Origin of the sequence: Providencia sp. PROV076 (assembly GCF_028483405.1) — a bacterium.
In the GTDB taxonomy this organism is placed as follows: domain Bacteria; phylum Pseudomonadota; class Gammaproteobacteria; order Enterobacterales; family Enterobacteriaceae; genus Providencia; species Providencia huaxiensis.
In genome coordinates this window covers 82,854-100,872 of the sequence record NZ_JAMPRR010000011.1, presented here as the reverse complement: position 1 = coordinate 100,872, position 18,019 = coordinate 82,854, and the positions used below count along the sequence as shown (strand labels likewise).

General features: G+C 41.6%; 15 protein-coding genes. 4 read left to right on the top strand and 11 right to left on the bottom strand.

The window, feature by feature from the left end; genetic code table 11:
- Positions 1-894: 894 nt before the first annotated feature.
- The 11 genes from PSF67_RS08095 to soxR form a co-directional block, all read right to left on the bottom strand.
- Positions 895-1,890 carry a fimbrial protein gene (locus PSF67_RS08095; RefSeq protein WP_166267237.1) on the bottom strand — a complete coding sequence of 332 codons (996 nt, stop codon included), beginning with the start codon at positions 1,888-1,890 and terminating at the stop codon, positions 895-897.
- Complete coding sequence (locus PSF67_RS08090) at positions 1,881-4,364, bottom strand: fimbria/pilus outer membrane usher protein (RefSeq protein ID WP_210848795.1); 2,484 nt, start codon at positions 4,362-4,364, stop codon at positions 1,881-1,883. The genes PSF67_RS08095 and PSF67_RS08090 overlap by 10 nt, the downstream gene beginning before the upstream one ends.
- A gap of 18 nt (positions 4,365-4,382) precedes the next feature.
- A complete protein-coding gene (locus PSF67_RS08085; protein ID WP_166267233.1) occupies positions 4,383-5,087 on the bottom strand; it encodes a fimbrial biogenesis chaperone in 705 nt (234 codons plus the stop codon).
- A gap of 59 nt (positions 5,088-5,146) precedes the next feature.
- Positions 5,147-5,773: a fimbrial protein gene (locus PSF67_RS08080; protein WP_102139157.1), complete on the bottom strand. Its 627-nt coding sequence runs from the start codon at positions 5,771-5,773 to the stop codon at positions 5,147-5,149.
- Positions 5,774-6,309: 536 nt separating this feature from the next.
- On the bottom strand, positions 6,310-7,206 hold the full coding sequence (locus PSF67_RS08075) for a SphA family protein (protein ID WP_102139158.1): 897 nt from the start codon (positions 7,204-7,206) through the stop codon (positions 6,310-6,312).
- Positions 7,207-7,277: 71 nt separating this feature from the next.
- Positions 7,278-8,891 carry a phytoene desaturase family protein gene (locus PSF67_RS08070; RefSeq protein ID WP_272676736.1) on the bottom strand — a complete coding sequence of 538 codons (1,614 nt, stop codon included), beginning with the start codon at positions 8,889-8,891 and terminating at the stop codon, positions 7,278-7,280.
- A gap of 3 nt (positions 8,892-8,894) precedes the next feature.
- Positions 8,895-9,677, bottom strand: a complete 783-nt coding sequence (locus tag PSF67_RS08065; protein WP_272676735.1) for a cyclase family protein — start codon at positions 9,675-9,677, stop codon at positions 8,895-8,897.
- A 14-nt stretch (positions 9,678-9,691) separates the two neighbouring features.
- Positions 9,692-10,228: a flavin reductase family protein gene (locus PSF67_RS08060; RefSeq protein WP_229597520.1), complete on the bottom strand. Its 537-nt coding sequence runs from the start codon at positions 10,226-10,228 to the stop codon at positions 9,692-9,694.
- A 14-nt stretch (positions 10,229-10,242) separates the two neighbouring features.
- Entirely contained in the window at positions 10,243-11,487 is a 1,245-nt protein-coding gene (locus PSF67_RS08055; RefSeq protein ID WP_210844386.1) for a styrene monooxygenase/indole monooxygenase family protein, read from the bottom strand.
- Between the two features lie 35 nt (positions 11,488-11,522).
- The gene (locus PSF67_RS08050) at positions 11,523-12,308 is read right to left on the bottom strand and encodes an SDR family oxidoreductase (RefSeq protein WP_102139162.1); all 786 of its coding nucleotides are present in this window, start codon (positions 12,306-12,308) and stop codon (positions 11,523-11,525) included.
- Positions 12,309-12,540: 232 nt separating this feature from the next.
- Positions 12,541-13,038 (bottom strand): redox-sensitive transcriptional activator SoxR, encoded by a 498-nt coding sequence (gene soxR, locus PSF67_RS08045; protein WP_102139163.1) that lies wholly within the window; start codon positions 13,036-13,038, stop codon positions 12,541-12,543.
- Positions 13,039-13,136: 98 nt separating this feature from the next.
- Between soxR and PSF67_RS08040 the strand changes: the two genes are divergently transcribed.
- The 4 genes from PSF67_RS08040 to PSF67_RS08025 are packed head-to-tail and all read left to right on the top strand — an operon-like array spanning position 13,137 to position 17,975.
- Complete coding sequence (locus tag PSF67_RS08040) at positions 13,137-13,565, top strand: DoxX family protein (RefSeq protein WP_102139164.1); 429 nt, start codon at positions 13,137-13,139, stop codon at positions 13,563-13,565.
- 12 nt (positions 13,566-13,577) lie between these two features.
- Positions 13,578-14,687, top strand: a complete 1,110-nt coding sequence (locus PSF67_RS08035) for an efflux RND transporter periplasmic adaptor subunit (protein ID WP_210848792.1) — start codon at positions 13,578-13,580, stop codon at positions 14,685-14,687.
- A 10-nt stretch (positions 14,688-14,697) separates the two neighbouring features.
- Positions 14,698-17,802 (top strand): MexW/MexI family multidrug efflux RND transporter permease subunit, encoded by a 3,105-nt coding sequence (locus PSF67_RS08030; RefSeq protein ID WP_102139166.1) that lies wholly within the window; start codon positions 14,698-14,700, stop codon positions 17,800-17,802.
- Positions 17,799-17,975 (top strand): hypothetical protein, encoded by a 177-nt coding sequence (locus tag PSF67_RS08025; RefSeq protein WP_166267225.1) that lies wholly within the window; start codon positions 17,799-17,801, stop codon positions 17,973-17,975. Before PSF67_RS08030 ends, PSF67_RS08025 begins: the two co-directional genes overlap by 4 nt.
- Positions 17,976-18,019: the final 44 nt, after the last annotated feature.

The following is an 18,019-nucleotide window of genomic DNA, read 5'->3' as shown; positions in this document are numbered from 1 at the left end:
AACAGTCAGTTAACAACATAAAATTATTAATATCAAAAATACCATATATTATTTTCTATTTATAATATTAATTTAAAAAACATCCCCCCTTTCTAATTTATAGATTAAGGGGGTGATCGAAGGCCAAAAATGGAAAAGGACAACGTATATTCTTTATTTACTGGTATTATTACCTATATGAAATAGTCGTAATTGCAGAATTCATTGATATCTTAGATAAATTAATATCAGAGATTTTAACTGAATCAATCTTAGTTTCATTTTCATTTAATGAAGAAATTTGATAATAATGTTTTTTATTATTATCCCTCTCATTACAAGTTAATACTATATGGCTAACTGTTTTTTTATAATTACAAGGTTCTTCAAAGACATACCCACCGAAATAAACCTTCCCTCCACTACTTTCCATGCTGCATGTAAAAAAAGAAAACAAAAAAGAGAATAATATAACGATAACTTTCATTGTAACTCACTCTATTCATTGAATTAATTTTAAAAATTAGTTTATAAAGGCCGTATACAATCACATATAAAATTAAAAAAATAAAATTCAATGGTTTGAAAAAAAACATTGCTGTGAAATTAAATTAACCAACAACCAAAAACGTATTTAAAAACTAAGTAATAATACGCTTTAAAATAGATTATATTTGACCTTAGTTAAGGCGAGTGGAATGATACTAAGTTAAATTTTCATGTCAACACACTTTTTAATAAATAATTACACTCTGTCGATTTAATTTATTTTTCAGAAGTAAAAAACACATTTACATTCAAATCACTAGACAAAAAAACATGCCTAAAAATAATTAAAAAAATGGCTCTCTAATAAAAAGCTAGAGAACCACTCTCATTTAATTAATATAGATATATTTACTATAGATATATTTACTAATCGTAAGAAATATTAAAAATCATCTTAGCTTGTATTTTCCCTGGTGTTATTTCTTTTTTATATTGATAATATTTAGCTATGTAATTAAGATTTATTGCTTTTTCTTGAAGTATTCCCACGCTTCCTACCAAATATTTTTTATCCCATTCCAATGGTTTATCTTCTTTAGTCAGAACCTGTACCCCGACCCCATCCGCAGCTTGAAGCTCTGTTGAACTATTTTCAAGTACACCTTGAGTTTTATTTGTATCTGGTGCAAGTTCCCCATTAAATGACATATAAATATTAGATGTATTGGACGCATTAACACCGCCACTACATAACATAGTAATCGCAAATGGTGTTAAACCTGCGGTTGATCCTAAACCTGTAAACTCACTTTTTTTCACTGATTTCATTATTACATTTTGGTTTACGCCAGAGGTTATTTTGCAGGAAGGAGAAACAATCGTGATAGCATCGGCATTCAAACGTGTAATCAATGCAGGAGATATCGAGTCAGGTAAATAACCATAGCGGGTGTACTCTCCTTGATGGATTGACCCCGAGCCAGTGACATCTGCAATTTTAATCACTTGAATAGTAAACGTAGATCCCGCTAGTACAACATTTTTTGTACCTTCCCCAGGCACGGTATAATGGCCGGGATAAGTGATTTTTATCTTCCCGCCATCAGCATCACGAATAAACCGTAAGCCAATTCCAGGAACATTCGTTTCGATAATATTATCCCCAGACATAGGCTTACTTGCGACAACTTTCGCATCTAATACCGTACCGCCGCTACATTCGGCCCATACAGCTGTTGCCATATCCATATTCCATGTTCGCTCCCGAATTATAGTACCAACGGGTAATTCAGGGCTCACGACCACTCGACCTAACTCCATGTTAATATCTACGGGAGGCACTGAGGTACGAACACAGTCAGCCATCACAGGAGAGCTAATGCAAAAAATAGCGGAAAAATAATATAAATAAACTATTCGCATATTATGTTCCTATTCAATTCAATTTGTTTGTTAAGCAAGAATGAACACTCCCCCTCATGCCAAACAACCGTTGCCTTACCTTCATATTCATCATTAACAAATATATTACTACCTTGCCCAACACTGCCTATCGATGCACCCGAGTCCCCTTTGATTTCAGCACCAAATGGAAGTGGTTGATTGTTAATGCGTTTAACTTCAAATACTTTGCTCTTTTCAACTTTCGTACCAAAGCTGACTTTAACGATACTCCCTTCATAAGGAACTACGTTTTTAAGTGTATTTTGAAAAACAATATCTTCTGAGCTTCCTTTAGGATCGAGTTCAATAGTATTGACGCGATATGGGCGCATATAAGATGCGAGTGCATAGCCTTGACTATCGATATGAGTCCCCGGAGATCCTACAATTGAAGCTCCCTGAGCATCTTTCGCTTCTATCAAAGCCATCGTTTGGGATGTATTTGGCGAAAAAGTTACGCCATCAGCATGAAGCACCATTGAACCATTAGCCCCTAGGGCATACTGACGATAACGTTTTCCATGGCTATAACTTGCATTTAAAGAAGAGTAAGGGGTTCGATAAGCAGTATTTAATGCAATGTTATTATTACTATTATTTGAGAAAGAAGAGTTTATACCATAAACCCAATTGTTATCTTCATCGAGAGAGCCATTAATACCTAGTTGGGTTGCATCGAATGATGAGTTATTGAAGATAGTATTTGATGTCAATGAGATATGTTGGTTATCACCAAAATATAATGGATAACTAAGGTTAATACTTATCCTGTCGTCTTTACTGTTTTTATAATTGTCGGAATAAAGCCGTATAAAAGAAACGGAGTAAGATAACTTATCAAAATGATTATAATAGTTAAATTGGTATTGTTTTTCAGTGTCCCTATCATCCCAATAATCAACTATCCGCCCGGTAAAATAAAAACCGCCATAGCTTTCGGGAAGTTCTTGGTTAATTGTGTAATTGAGACTTTTCTTTTCATGCCGTAGTTGGCTAGTTGTTTGGCGCTTTTCATTATCAATAAGGTAAAGTGATTCATTCAGATCATAGTAAGACTCATTTGAGCGAATATTACCGCTAACAATAAAATTGGTTTTTGTATCTGAAAATAATTTATTCAGTGTTAATTGATGCTTAAAACCATTTTCTCGATGGTTTTGTGTTTTCACTCTTGCACTCGTAATGTCGTAAGCCAAAGCCCCGACTTGTGTATTAATAGCAGTACCCAGCATGTATGCTTGATAATCATCATACGCATTAACACCCGTATAGAATGTGAAATAATTATTGTAGCCATGCTGTAATGTCCCTTGAATAATATAGGGGCGATGGCGATAACTATTTTGATCTAACTTACCTGTTGCAACTTGGTAGCGGGTAAACTTAGGTCTTAAGAGTTGGGGTAATGAGGAATACGGAACAAAGAAAGAGCTTTCACTTCCATCCGCTTCTTTGATAGTTACTTCAAGGTCATTACCATAGCCTGACGGTGTCACATCTTGTAAATTAAATGGCCCCGGAGGAACAGTAGTTTGATAGATAACGGTGTTATTTTGTCGAACGGTGACTAGTGCATTACTTTGGGCTATTCCACGTATTTCCGGTGTATAATTTGTAACACCATCAAGGTACATACTGTCATCCGTTGCTATTTTCACCCCCCGTAAACTCACACTATCAAATAAGTTACCTTCGGTATAAAATTGCCCTACCGTCATGGTTGATTTCATAGAAACTAATGGCGCCTGGAGATAAGTTTGATTGCTATCCCATCGAAAACTGTCACCTTCCTGCCACGCGGCATTACCGATGTGTTTTAATTGCCAACCGTTATATGAAAAACCCGAATTAATGCCAAGATACATCGTGGAATAGCGTTCAATGGATGAGTCTGAAAGGTTATTACTATAAAAGTTAGCTTGATATGCTGTATTTAATGCAGGAATTCCTTTATCCCAGAATTCAGGCGGCACATAGCCAGCTTGCGACTGTATAATATAGAGTTGAGGTAGCGTTAAATCTAACCTGAGGCTGGTCGGGTCGAACGTTTCCTTAATATTTCTATCGTTGTTCCATTCCTTCAGAAAACCACACGACTGTTCGCTACGACTAAGTGTTGGGTTCAATGCGGCAGTGTTAATTGACAAGCTCATTAGCAAAGTATTTGAATAACATGCTGCTATATTTTGCTTACCTCTTTTGCTTAATTGAATTTCATGTCGACCTTTCCAATAGCCATTAACATAAAAATCAATCGAGTAAACCCCTTCCCTTAATTCATTTTCATTAAAATGGGTAAGATCGATACTTTCCTGGCTGCCTACAATAAAACCACTATTGAACTCATATATTTCATCTGAACTTTGCTCTTCAGCATGAGCCTCACTGGTTACAACCAATATAGGTATAATCGACAATGTGAAAAAGATAGTTTTATTTTTTTTAAATCGCATATTCATCCTTGCATCCGATCATTTCACTTTTATTTTTGCTGGAACCTCTGCACCATAATCATTGATATTATTGATTATTATATTATCTCCTGGATTTACGACTCCATTAATCTTGATAGTTTGAGATTCTCCCGGTGCTAACATAAATGCTTCGGTATTAAGTGTTGTCTTTTCGTCATTGATAGCAGTGATTGTAATAAAAAAGGGAGTGGGGTTTTTAACTTGGATATTTTGTTTACCTGCAAAAATCTGTAACTGTTCAGGAGCTAACTCTCTACTACCCAAATTTTTCGGACGATACATAAATTTAAAGCGAGAGCGGATTGCTAGTTGCAGCATATTTTGCTCAGCGTTTTTTTCTGATTTTGTAATTGGTGGAATATCCAATAAATTCAGCCAATATAAAGTCTCCTTATCTGTCGACAATAATGTTCTATCAACCAATTTTATTCGAATTGTTTGCCCGCCACTTGCAGAGATTTTTGATATTGGCGGTGTTATTTGAAAAGGAGTTTTAATTGTTTCAGGAAGGGCCTTTGGGTCACCTTCATCAAGCCAAACTTGAGCAACCGCAGGTCTATTTGCTGTATTATTTAGCTGGACCGTAATTTCTTTGTCATTTTCAGCGTAAATAAACCGAGTACCATTAACAATAATATTATTGGCAAAAGAAAAGTGACAAACAAATAACAAAAAAACATTTAATAAACTCAGTACTTTCATTTTCACCTCTTTTAAAGGCGGTAGTAAAACTACCGCTTGTTATAACAAAAATGCAAAAATTACTTATACGTTATTTCATAAGTTGCATAGCTATTAACTAAACCCGTTGTCACAATCGCAGGGTTTGGTGCCGAATAACCAATAAAATAAGTAAATCGAGCACCATCTTTAATCGATGTTAAGTCTGTAACAACTTTTGCTTGATTTGGATCACCAGGGATAATTTTAGTGCTGGATAAAGAAGAATCACCTTTTGTTGCTAACACAAGCTGGATATTTTTAGCTCCTGTTGACTCTGTATTTGCTAAATACCCTTCAGCTCCTGTAGGCGGATTCTGTAATATATTACCGCCATTCCAATATACACCAATTCGTTTCATATCTAATTTAACATCAACGTCTGCACGTGTTGATGTTGCTGTTTGAGTACAGTTTGTTACATCAATAACAAATGATTTTGGTTTTAAATATGTCAAAGCTGCGGCTGCTTTCACTTCTTTAATTGAAACTGGCGCTAAATATACGCTAGCGTTACTTCCTTGACCATCAACTGAAATAGTACAAGAAATATCAGTGACTTTACCAAAGAAATTCACCTGACCACCACCAACAGTATCTGTTGCGGCAAATGAATTTAATGAAAAGCAACTTGTTGTAATCATCGCAGCTAATAATAGTTTTTTCATGATATGTTCCTCTAATTAAAGAGCAGTATTTACATTAGACTTTAATTAAACAAACTGAAGTAGGGTGTTTAATTATTAATAAATGTTAGCAAATGTTTCTTCATTAATACTTTGAAAACTAATACTAGATATTACTTCATGATAAAAAACCAGATTTAAAATAACCAGCGTCTGGATGACATTAATCATAATACATAAAATTACATCAAATAAAATGTTTTATTTGATATTTAATATTTATTTAATAGAATTAAAAAAATAACCAGAATAAACATAAAGATAAAAACTTAATTATTTAAGAAAATTAAATAGCAGAGAAAAACCCAGACAATAAATACACTAAAAACGGGTATAAGTTTAATATATCATTTAAGTTTTTATACATATAAAACACGTATATATACTTTATATTTAAAATAAGAATAAAGGGAATTTAAAATGCGTAGAATTACTATAAATTTAAGTATTAATAAGCATAACGCCGTATAATATTAAAACTATAAGGCGTTATAGAAAAAAGGAGTGTCTATAATTAGTTAGAATGGAATTGATGCTTTCAAATAAATTTGTGAACCTTCAGGTCGGTTTCTAACTTCAAAATCTTTTTCCCATTTTGCAGTAAATAACCACCCCTGAGGGTTTGCATAACGAATCGAAGGCCCTACTGAGTATGCGCGAGCTTTGCCTTGAGCTGAATTCGGGCCGCTATCATCAGTCATTTGCAAAAATGCATAGCCACCAATACCTGCCACCCAACCATTTCCAAACCCCCACCCTAGTGCATAATCAGCGTGAAATGCTTGCCCTGAGCGGGTTTTCGTATCGTTATTACGGAAGTTAAAGTCATACATCATTTTCAAATCTGCATTTACACCAACAGGCGGTATATAACTGATTGCCCAAACCGGTTGCAGCGCCCAATAATTTTTACCTAAACTTGATGGGTCTGTCTTGCTGTATTTACCTGTTGGGGCATACGCATCTAGCCCAACCACATAGTGTAAATCCGCCGATGGATGAAACCCTAATGCAGGGCCAAATGTGACATCGCCGAGACCCCGACTGGTCTCTTTTTGGCCTGCCGCTTTTGCGGTTACATCTAGCAATGGCACAATGGTATGGAAAGCCAGATCACCACCGAAAACTTTTTGATCAGTCACCCAAATAAAACGCGGTGCCAATACGTTAACATTCACACTAAAACCTGGAACCGGTATTTTATCCCCTTTATTATCACGAACGCTGTCATAATGTGCATTTCCCCCATACATCAGTACATGTACCCCTTGCGGTGGCAGTGCCCCTGACATAAAGTTTTCTAGCCCATCGGGATATACCCCTAAACCGCCACCTTCAGTGGCAATCGCACCAAACGAAAGTACGCTGAGACACGAACCTGCTACAAGCTTACTGATTGTTATTTTTTTCATCATATTTCCTGCCATAGTGGGTTGTCTTACTGTGTGTGCTTTACCTGTTATGTCGCAAATCCTTTGTCGATTTATTATGTCCTGCGTTTGACTGCTAATTTTTGGGCAACAAGGTAACCTGAACCGCCACCCAAACCGGGGCCGGGGTGCGTTGAAGCGCCAATATGAAAAAGGTTTTTGACTGCAGTTTGATGTGTTTTTGTCTGGCCAGTCGCTGCGAAAGGCCGCAACCAGAAGAACTGATCGGGGGAGCACGTCCCTGAATAAGGATCGCCACCAACAAGGTTACAGTTGTAGTTTTCTAAGTCAGCGGGAGAGATTGCCTTACGTCCCACTATCAAATGAGAAAAGCCAGGCATTACCAGCTCTAAACGCTGTTGAATTCGATCGGCAACAGCCTCTCGCACTTGCTCATTCCAACGTCCATCATCGGGTATTGAAATTTCACCAGCAGAATCCCCTTTTAAGACTCGAGGTAACTCTTGCATCTGGATCCATAAGATCCACCCACCATCGGGGGCTCGACCGGGATCAAGTGCAGTAGGTTGGCCAATACCAAATGTCGGTTTATCGGGTAAATAACCATTATTTGCCTGTGTCACCGACAAACACACCTGCTCCATGCTTTCAGTGAAATGCACCAGTGGTACATTTAACAGCTCAGGATTGCACCAAGGGGGAGGGGCGCTTAAAGCAAAATGAATTTGCATACCTGCACGCCCATAACGGTAACCTCTCGCTTTTTCCCTCACTTGTGGCGAAATATTTTCGAGTAATGAACCATACAACTGTGTTGGGGTAACGTTACAAACTACGCTTTCAGAGGCTACAATGACTTGCCCATTCACCTTCACACCTGTTGCCCGTTGGTTTTTCCCCTCACCTGTGGTGATGATTTTTTCAACGTGCATACCCGTTTTTAACTGACCGCCGTGCGCTTCAATAACCTTTGCAAACGCTTCCACGATACGAGCGCTACCGCCTTTCACCACAGGCATGCCACCAGCGACCACCGCGGCAAAAGTCAATTTGCCAATTAATGCAGAACTGGCTTCATCCGGCCCAAGTCCGGTATGTAATACCCATGGCGCCATCAAAGCTCGGCTAAAATCGTGCTGTAATTCACGTTCTGACCAACGGCGAAAGCTTTCTATTCCAGCTTTTGCAAAATCAAGCAAGCCATCGACCCCACGTTTTCGCCATTCTGAAAATAATAATTTCAGCATATTGGCGCTGTATGGGTTTTGTCCCAATAGGCCAAATGTGAGCGCTGCATCTTGTGTAAATAGTTGTTCCGCCATCTTACGAAATGCAAGGCCATCCCCCGGAGCCAACTGGTCGAGCTGCTTGGCCGCTTCAGAAATATCGCGTTTTAGCGCTATTGATTGGCCATCGGGTTGCACTAGACCCGTTGAATAATCACATTGTGCAAATTCTAATCCATACTGCTTTAAATAGGGTTCGAGCTCTTGGTAGCCAGGGCTACCAACAAATAAGGAGTACCAACAAGAAAGGAGATCGTGGGTATAGCCCTCAAATAAATTTTCAGTGCGAATGCAGCCCCCTAAGCGATCATTTCGCTCAAGAACGAGGACTGATTTCCCACGTACTGCCAACAAGGCAGCACACATCAAGGAGTTCATCCCACTGCCCACCACAATGACCTGAGGGGTTGAGTTTGTTGTCATACCTCACCCCACAAGTGCGAGTACACGTAATGGGCTGCCTGAGCCACCTTCAATTTTAAGTGGCGCAGCAACAATCACGACACCAGTCGCAGGCAGTTTGTCGAGGTTCGTCAAACATTGCAGGCCATATTTATTGTGACCATGCATTAAAGTATGGCAAGGGTAAGGAACCGGCCAACTATATGACTGCCCTGCATCTGTATTTATAGTTTCAACACCAAACCCTTTAACATCACGCTGGTGAATAAGCCATTCTACCGCTTCTTGAGATGGCCCCGGCGTGTGCGCACCATCTTCACGCATACTGACATAGGCAACTGGGTCATTCGCCTTTTTCGACCAATCAGTTCTAAAAAGTACCCAAGCGGCTTTAGGAATTGTGCCGTGCTTTTCTTCCCACTTTTGCAGAAACTCGACAGTTAATACCCAGTCAGGGTTTTGAGCCACTTCCGCACTGGCATCTACCACAACAGCTGGCGCTACAAAGTTTTCCACTGGAATGGTGTCCACCGTATTATTGATTTCGTCTTTACCGCTAATCCAATGAATTGGCGCATCAAAATGCGTCCCGGTATGTTCTCCGCAACTAAAATTATTCCAATACCATGCAGGGCCGTTATCATCGTAGCGAGAAATCTGTTCCATGCTAAATGACCAGACTTGCCCGAACTGTTCAGGCAATTGCAGAGCTGGAAATGAAGGCGATAACGTTTGTGTCAGGTCAATAACTTGAATGTTCCCTTCCTGCAATTGTGTTGCGAATGTCATTAATACTTGCTGGTTCATAGTCTCTTCCTCACTTAAGGCGCGTCATGTAATGCAGTAAAACTACCGCCATGGAACACTAGTGGCTTACCCGTTTCACTGCCGATACGGCGAACATGCCCCACCATCAATAAGTGGTCGCCAATCGTGTCTTGTTTATGGTTTTCACATACCAATGTCGCTATCGCTCCGTGCAATGCGGGAATACCTTCTGGTGTAAGGTGAATCGCCACATCTTCAAATTTATTTTCGATACGCGGGTTCGCAAAACGCATTGCAAGTTCTTGGTGCCCGTGACCTAAGATATTGATAGTGAAATGAGAGCAATCACGAAATACGGATAAGTTTGGTGAATGGTTCACTAAGCTCCATAACACTAGCGGTGGGTCAAGTGATAGCGATGCAAACGAGTTGATAGTCAACCCAACATCACGGCCATCTGCAGTTCGAGTGGTAACAATCGCAACCCCTGTTGGATAGCACCCCAGCAGATTACGCAATATTTTTGATTCAAATTCGGTATCGCCCCATTCCCTATCACACATGAGTGTATCCTCTGCAATCATAGACATACTGATATCCCCCATTAAGCTCGAGCTTCTTCCATCATTTGCGATTGAATATAGGCCTCACAGGCAGCCCCATCTTTCCACCAAGGGAATAATACGGGCGGGTAATTAAAGGCATTGGCGATGGTGTGTGCTAAGGATGGCAACTGCTGGGCTGCATCTAATAAGTGTAAAATATGGGGCTCAGGAGGGGCGAGTAAGGAATTGGTCCATTCCACAACATGGCGGCCATACTTCCAGAACTGCTCAAATGTGTCATTCATCCACTCGGCAGTGTAAGGCTTATCACCATGGGCTAAAATAGCGTCATAATAGACTTTACAAGCCTTGGTGGCATTATTTGAACCTTGCCCCGTTAGTGGGTCATTAGTTACTAATGCATCTCCTAGACCAAACACAATGTTGCCTGATGGTAGAGTTAACACCGGTTTTCTCACTGTTGGTGCAAATCTTCCGGCTAAAATGCCATTATCATCAGTTAACTCAACATGATGACAACGCTCTGCTTCCCAAGGTAAATAGGTATTGAGAATTTTTTTACTGTAAGCCAAATGTTCCTGTGGAGTACGTGCGTCATTCCACTGATCCATCGGCCCGCCGGGGATCCCTTCAAACACCATAATGTGGCAATCACCGCTATTCGTCAGTGATGGGAATACAAAATACTCACCAACACCGGGGATCAAGTTGAAAGAAACTTGTGAGAACTCTGGCGTTGGTAACATGCCATGCACATAAGTCAATGCCAAGGCACGTTGTGGTTTGTCATAAGGTGAGCGGCTAGCATCGCGCTCAAGCAGTTTAACAATTTCCCCTTTTCCACCCGCTAACACGACTAAATCATGCGTTTGCGCTAAGCGTTCCAGTTCTGCGACACCAACATCTTCAATACGTAAATTACCGCCACGAGCAGCAAATAACTCCATCCAGTAAGGCATTTTGATACGTTGGTCGACCGCTTGGGCATAATTATCGAGGCGCGAACGCCAAGAAATCACTTTTTCCCCTGCTTTTTCGGGATGAGGAACGGTAAAACCAATGCCTTCAACTGGAGGGCACTGTTCTTCCCAAAAATTAATCCCTAAATCACGTTCAAATTGCAGTGAAATATCGAACATGCACTGGCTCGACATCACTCGGCCATTTTTAACGTCATCTGGAGTGCGGTTTGTTGCAACCGTGACTTCATAACCTTTATTGAGTAGGCCTAAAGCTAATGGCATACCCGCTTGACCACCACCGACGATAGCAATACGACGCATAGTATTTTCCTCTACAAAATAGTTAAAGTGGTGTCTTACTGTGCAAGACGGGGAATTGCGGGTTTAGCCTGTTCAGGCCCCATAGCGGAATAACCGCCATCGACAGCGTAATCTGCACCTGTAACAAAACTGGCCAAATCAGATAGCAGGAACGCGACAACTTGAGCGACTTCTTCCGGGTCACCGACGCGTTTTAATAAGTGGTAATCAGCGGCAACACGGTCTGTTTTTTGACGGTCACCCCCCGTGATTTCATCCATAACTCGGGACCAAGTCCACCCCGGAGAAACGGAATTCACACGAATTCCTTCAGCCGCATAATCCATTGCTTGGCTACGAGTTACCTCCAACATAGTGGCTTTAGAGGCGGGATAGAGCCAGCGGCCTGTTTGGGCGACAGAAGAAGAAATACTGGTAAAATTGACGATGGCGCCTTTGCCTGATTTTGCGAAATGCACTTTGGCAAACTGCGCTGCCATCACCGCACTCACCACATTGATATTCAACGCAGTAAGCCAATCCTGCCTTGTAGATAACTGGCCTTCATCAAGATAAGTGGCTGCCAGATTAACTAAAAAATCGAGTTGGCCATATTTTTGCGCAACACGATCAATGCCTTGTTTAAGTTGTTGGTCGTCAGTGATATCGACAGGAAGAAAATCAATATTGGGCTCACTTTGAGCTACCTTTTCACCATTCAAGGTATCAATATCAAAAATCGTGACTTTAACGCCGTAGTCACTTAATACCTTCGCAACGGTTGCACCAATTTTGGTCGCTCCCCCAGTCACAATGGCAATCTTATTATTCAAGCCTTTCATCTTTGCTACCCTCTTTTCTTCTCACTTAGTTACAATGAGTTCACAAAAAATTAACATAACGAATAGTTACGCAAATATGTTGGAAAGGGGTAGCCGATGGACGCAAAAAATATCCACTATGTGCGGTAATTTAAATAGCAAGGTGATGATATAAATCGTTAAATAGCCACTTTCAGCAGTGGCTATCCAAATAATGAAAAGTATGATTAATCGCAGAAATTAATAAAGTAACTCATGGACGCTCTAAAATACGGGCTCCGGGTCCTCTCCTACCAAGTACATCATCAGGGTTACGCAACGGGCAGTCACTGAGTGATAAGCAACCACAACCAATACAGTTATCCAATTCATTACGTAAACGAGTCAATTGCCGAATACGCTTATCTAAAGACTTACGCCACTGTGTCGACATCTCCTTCCATTGCTCTGAAGTTAGTGCGCTATTTGCAGGGAAACGCCCTAATGCCTCTTGAATTTCATGTAATGGGATCCCCGTACTTTGTGCAACTTTAATAATGGCGATATAACGAAGGACAACAGAATGAAATCGTCGCTGATTCCCTTGAGTGCGAGTACTTTGAATTAGCCCCTTTGATTCATAAAAATGGACTGTGGAGACAGGCACTCCAGCGCGTTTTGCCACCTCACCCACCGTTAATGCCCGCGTAAAATCAATTTTTCTCCCCTCATTTTTCTGAGGTTTTATCGTTTTTGTGTCTTTGTCCGCCATTTTAGCTCACCTTTGCTTGACCTCAACTTAACTTAAGGTTTTATAGTGCGACCCTGCTAGTTTGTCAATTGAGGTTATTTTTTAAAGGGGATAGGTTTATGCCATCGGTGATTACCAAAATGTTAGAAAGCAATAGCTTATGGCTTATTGCTCGCTTACTAATCTTGGTTTTATTTATTTCATCTGGTTTAGCCAAAGTTTTTGATTATGAAAATAGTCTGGCTGAAATGCGTGCTGCAGGTCTTCACCCAGATTGGTTTTTCAATATTGCTTCTGCTGCTGTCATGTTAGTTGGCTCCGTTCTTGTGCTATTTAATCGTCTTTTATGGCTTGGTACTGGGGCATTAGCCGTGTTTTTGTTCCTCACTATTGTGGTTGTCCACACCTTTTGGAGCTACACGGGAGAACAAGCTCAAATCGCGATGTTTTGGGCTGTTGAACATATCGCCGTTATTGGGGGCTTAATCGCTATCGCCATTGCAGGGCATTTTAGAGGTCTTTATTTCGCGCTAAAAGCGCAGAAATAGAAGGAAAATTTAATGAATAAAAAAACAATAATGACACTTTGTTCCGTTTTAGTTGCTGTTGGGGCGGGTAGCGCGATTTATTCGACCTATGCCCAAAATGAAGAAGACGAACAAGCAGCCTACCAGTATCCCCCCGTAAAAGTGGCGTTGGCACCTGTTAGCTTAGATACCGCACCTCGCACTTTTTACGGTGTGGGTGAATTAGAAGCTGGCAGCCAAGTCTTAGTCGCGGCAGAAACCAATGGCCGTATTACGAAAATTGCATTTGAATCTGGCCAACAAGTCAAAAAAGGCCAATTATTAGTGCAACTCAATGATGCTGTTGAACAAGCTGATTTATCACGCTACCAAGCACAGTTGCGTAATGCGGCTCGCTTATACGAAAGAACCCGTTCATTATCTGCGCAACATTTAGTGGCAGAGGCTCAAGTAGATAGCACGCGTGCTGAACGTGATATTGCCCAAGGCCTGATCCGCCAAACCCAAGCATTGATTGCGCAAAAAACAATCCGCGCCCCGTTCGATGGGACAATTGGTATTCGCCAAGTTCATGAAGGACAATATTTAACCCCCGGTGAAGCCATTGCCAGCTTGGTGGATACCCAAACCTTAAAGCTCAATTTCTCTTTAGATGAACAGGCCTCACCGGAACTGCATCAAGGACAAATTGTTGATATTACTGTGGATGCTTATCCCAATAAAACATTCCCAGCCCGTATTACGGCCATTGACCCACTCATCGGTAAGTCACGCACTATCGCCCTGCAAGCCACTCTAGAAAATAGTGATGGCACATTAAAAGCCGGGATGTACGCCAATGTGAATGTGGTTCGCCAAGCCAGTAATGAAGTCATTACGATCCCAGAAACCGCTGTTACATATACCGCCTATGGCGATACCGTGTTTATTACACAAGGTGAAGGGGATGCGATGACCGTCAAGCGCGTATCTGTGAAAACAGGGCAACGTTGGGATGGCAAAATTGAGATAGAGCATGGCTTGAGTGCTAACGATAAAGTCGTCACCTCTGGGCAATTACGCTTAAATGACGGCTCTGCTGTCACCCCAGTTGCTCAAGATACATTGTCTGAACCTATCGCTAACATGGCTCAAGGTTCATAAGGAAGGCGCAATGAAATTTACTGATATTTTTGTTCGCCGGCCTGTTCTGGCCCTCGTAGTCAGTGCGCTGATTGTGTTAATTGGTTTATTTGCGTTGAGTAAGTTGCCTATTCGCCAATATCCACAGCTAGAAAGCTCGACGATCACCATTGCTACGCAATACCCTGGCGCATCGGCTAAATTGATGCAAGGTTTTGTGACGCAACCCATCGCACAAGCGGTTTCCTCAGTGGAAGGCGTCGATTATCTGTCCTCTTCTTCAGTACAAGGAAGCAGCCTTGTCACGGTACGAATGGAACTTAACCGAGACTCAACCCAAGCCCTTGCGCAAGTCATGGCGAAGGTGAACCAAGTTCGTTATAAATTACCGAAAGAAGCTTATGACCCTGTGATTGAGCTTTCCTCTGGGGAATCCACTGCGGTTGCTTATATCGGTTTTTCCAGTACCAATTTATCCATTCCAGCCCTGACAGACTATATTTCTCGCGTTATTGAACCAATGTATTCCTCAATTGACGGTGTCGCTAAAGTTCAAGTCTTTGGTGGCCAACAGTTAGCAATGCGTTTATGGCTGGATGCCGATAAATTAGCCGGCCGGGGGCTAACTGCGGCAGATGTTGCGCAAGCGGTTCGCCAAAACAACTACCAAGCAGCTCCCGGTAAAGTCAAAGGCGAGTTCGTAATTTCTAATGTTTATGTCAATACCGACCTCACTAATGTCGATGAGTTTCGTGATTTAGTGATCCGCAATGACGGTAACGGGTTAGTACGTTTAAAAGATGTGGGAACCATTGAATTAGGAGCCGCTTCCACAGAAACCAGCGGTTTAATGAATGGTGAACCCGCAATTTACCTTGGTTTATTTGCCACACCAACCGGTAACCCACTGGTAATCGTTGACGGCATGAATCAATTAATGCCAGACATCACCAAAACATTACCTCCCGGTGTTAAAGTCGAAATGGCATTTGAAACTTCGCGCTTTATTAAAGCGTCTATTGACCAAGTTATTAACACCTTAGTTGAAGCGTTACTGATTGTTATTGCCGTTATTTACCTGTGTTTAGGGTCAATTCGCAGCGTGATCATCCCAATTTTAGCTATTCCCCTATCAATGTTAGGTGCCGCAGCCTTGATGATGGCATTTGGGTTTAGTATTAACTTACTCACGTTACTCGCCATGGTATTAGCGATTGGTCTCGTCGTCGATGATGCTATCGTGGTGGTTGAAAACGTCCATCGCCATATTGAAGAAGGGAAATCACCGGTTTTAGCGGCTTTAATTGGCGCTCGTGAAGTGGCAGGTCCCGTTATCGCGATGACGATCACCTTGGCAGCGGTATATGCCCCAATAGGGCTAATGTCTGGGTTAACGGGTGCTTTATTTAAAGAATTTGCGCTCACGTTGGCTGGTGCGGTGATTGTTTCCGGTATTGTAGCGTTAACCCTCTCCCCTGTTATGAGTTCCTTCATGTTGAACTCAAAACAGAATGAAGGACGTATGGCGCGTATGGCAGAAACTTTCTTTTCTACCTTAGCCCACTACTATACCATTGTATTGAATTTCTCTTTGAAAAACCGTTGGTTAACAGGTGTTATTGCCATTGGTGTATTCATTAGTTTACCACTGCTTTATCAATCTGCTCCTCGTGAATTAGCCCCTGTAGAAGACCAATCTAGCGTATTAACCGCTATCAAATCGCCTCAGCACGCTAACCTCGAGTACGTAGAACGTTTTTCACGTAAATTACATGATGTTTTCATGGAGTTACCGGAAACAGAGAGTACTTGGATTATTAACGGAACCGATGGCCCTTCCGCCAGCTTTGGGGGAACTAACTTGACATCATGGGAGCAACGCGACCGCGTCGCGTCTGAGATCCAAGGCGACTTACAAGGGCGCGTTGGTGATGTCGAAGGGAACAGCATTTTCGTTTTCCAATTGCCCGCATTACCCGGTTCAACCGGTGGCTTACCAATCCAAATGGTTCTCAGAAGCCCGCAGGATTATTCGGTACTCTACAAAACCATGGAAGAGATCAAGCAACAAGCACGTGAAAGTGGCCTGTTTATGGTGGTAGATAGTGATCTTGACTACAACAACCCAGTAGTAGAAATCCGCATCAACCGTTCAAAAGCGAATAGCTTAGGCATTCGTATGCAAGATGTCGGTGAATCGCTGACCTTATTAGTGGGAGAAAACTATATTAACCGCTTTGGGATGGATGGCCGTTCCTATGATGTGATCCCGCAAAGTATCCGTAGCCAACGCCTGACACCGGAAGCCCTTTCTCGCCATTATGTAAAATCGGAAGCGGGAACGATGATCCCACTCTCAACCGTGGTCGATATCAACACCCAAGTGGAGCCAAATAAACTCACACAATTTAATCAGCAAAATGCTGCAATTTTCCAAGCAATACCAGCTCCTGGCGTCACGTTAGGCCAAGCTGTTGCCTACTTAGACGAGATAGCCAATGAGCTACCCGCCGGTTTTAGCCATGACTGGCAATCCGATTCGCGCCAATATAAACAAGAAGGAAACACCCTCGCCTTTGCCTTTATGGCGGCGCTCATCATTATTTACTTAGTCTTAGCCGCGCAGTATGAAAGTTTAGTCGACCCATTGATTATCTTGATTACTGTTCCACTTTCAATTTGTGGTGCGTTAATTCCATTGGCACTTGGCTATGCGACATTGAATATTTACACCCAAATCGGCTTAGTCACATTGATTGGCTTAATCAGTAAACATGGGATATTGATGGTTGAATTTGCCAATGAATTACAAACCAATGAAGGATTAGACAGGCGACATGCCATTCTCAAAGCGGCACAAATTCGTTTACGCCCAATATTAATGACAACCGCAGCAATGGTGATAGGTTTAGTTCCACTACTCTTCGCCACTGGAGCGGGAGCGAATAGCCGCTTTGGTTTAGGCTTAGTAATAGTCACCGGGATGTTAGTTGGCACACTATTTACCCTGTTTGTTTTACCGACCATTTATACCTTACTCGCCCGTAATCACAGTGCAACCGCGCTAACACCAAGGCGCTATGAGCTTGCCGAAGCGAATCGCCTAATCAAAGAAACTGAGGAGACGTCCCAATGAGAAATACGTTAACTAGCCGTCATCAACGTAACAACCGTACAATCGACGAAGTGGAAGTGAATGCGATGAGCAATAGCATGGCGATGCTATTAATTTATCATGGTCTCCCCGCGGGTCTGGGAAAACCCCATTCCACCTCAAACTCGAACACCTTAAATAAGCCTACGCGCTAAATGTAAATAGCCGCCAAACCTAAATGGAATGGCGGCTATTATCA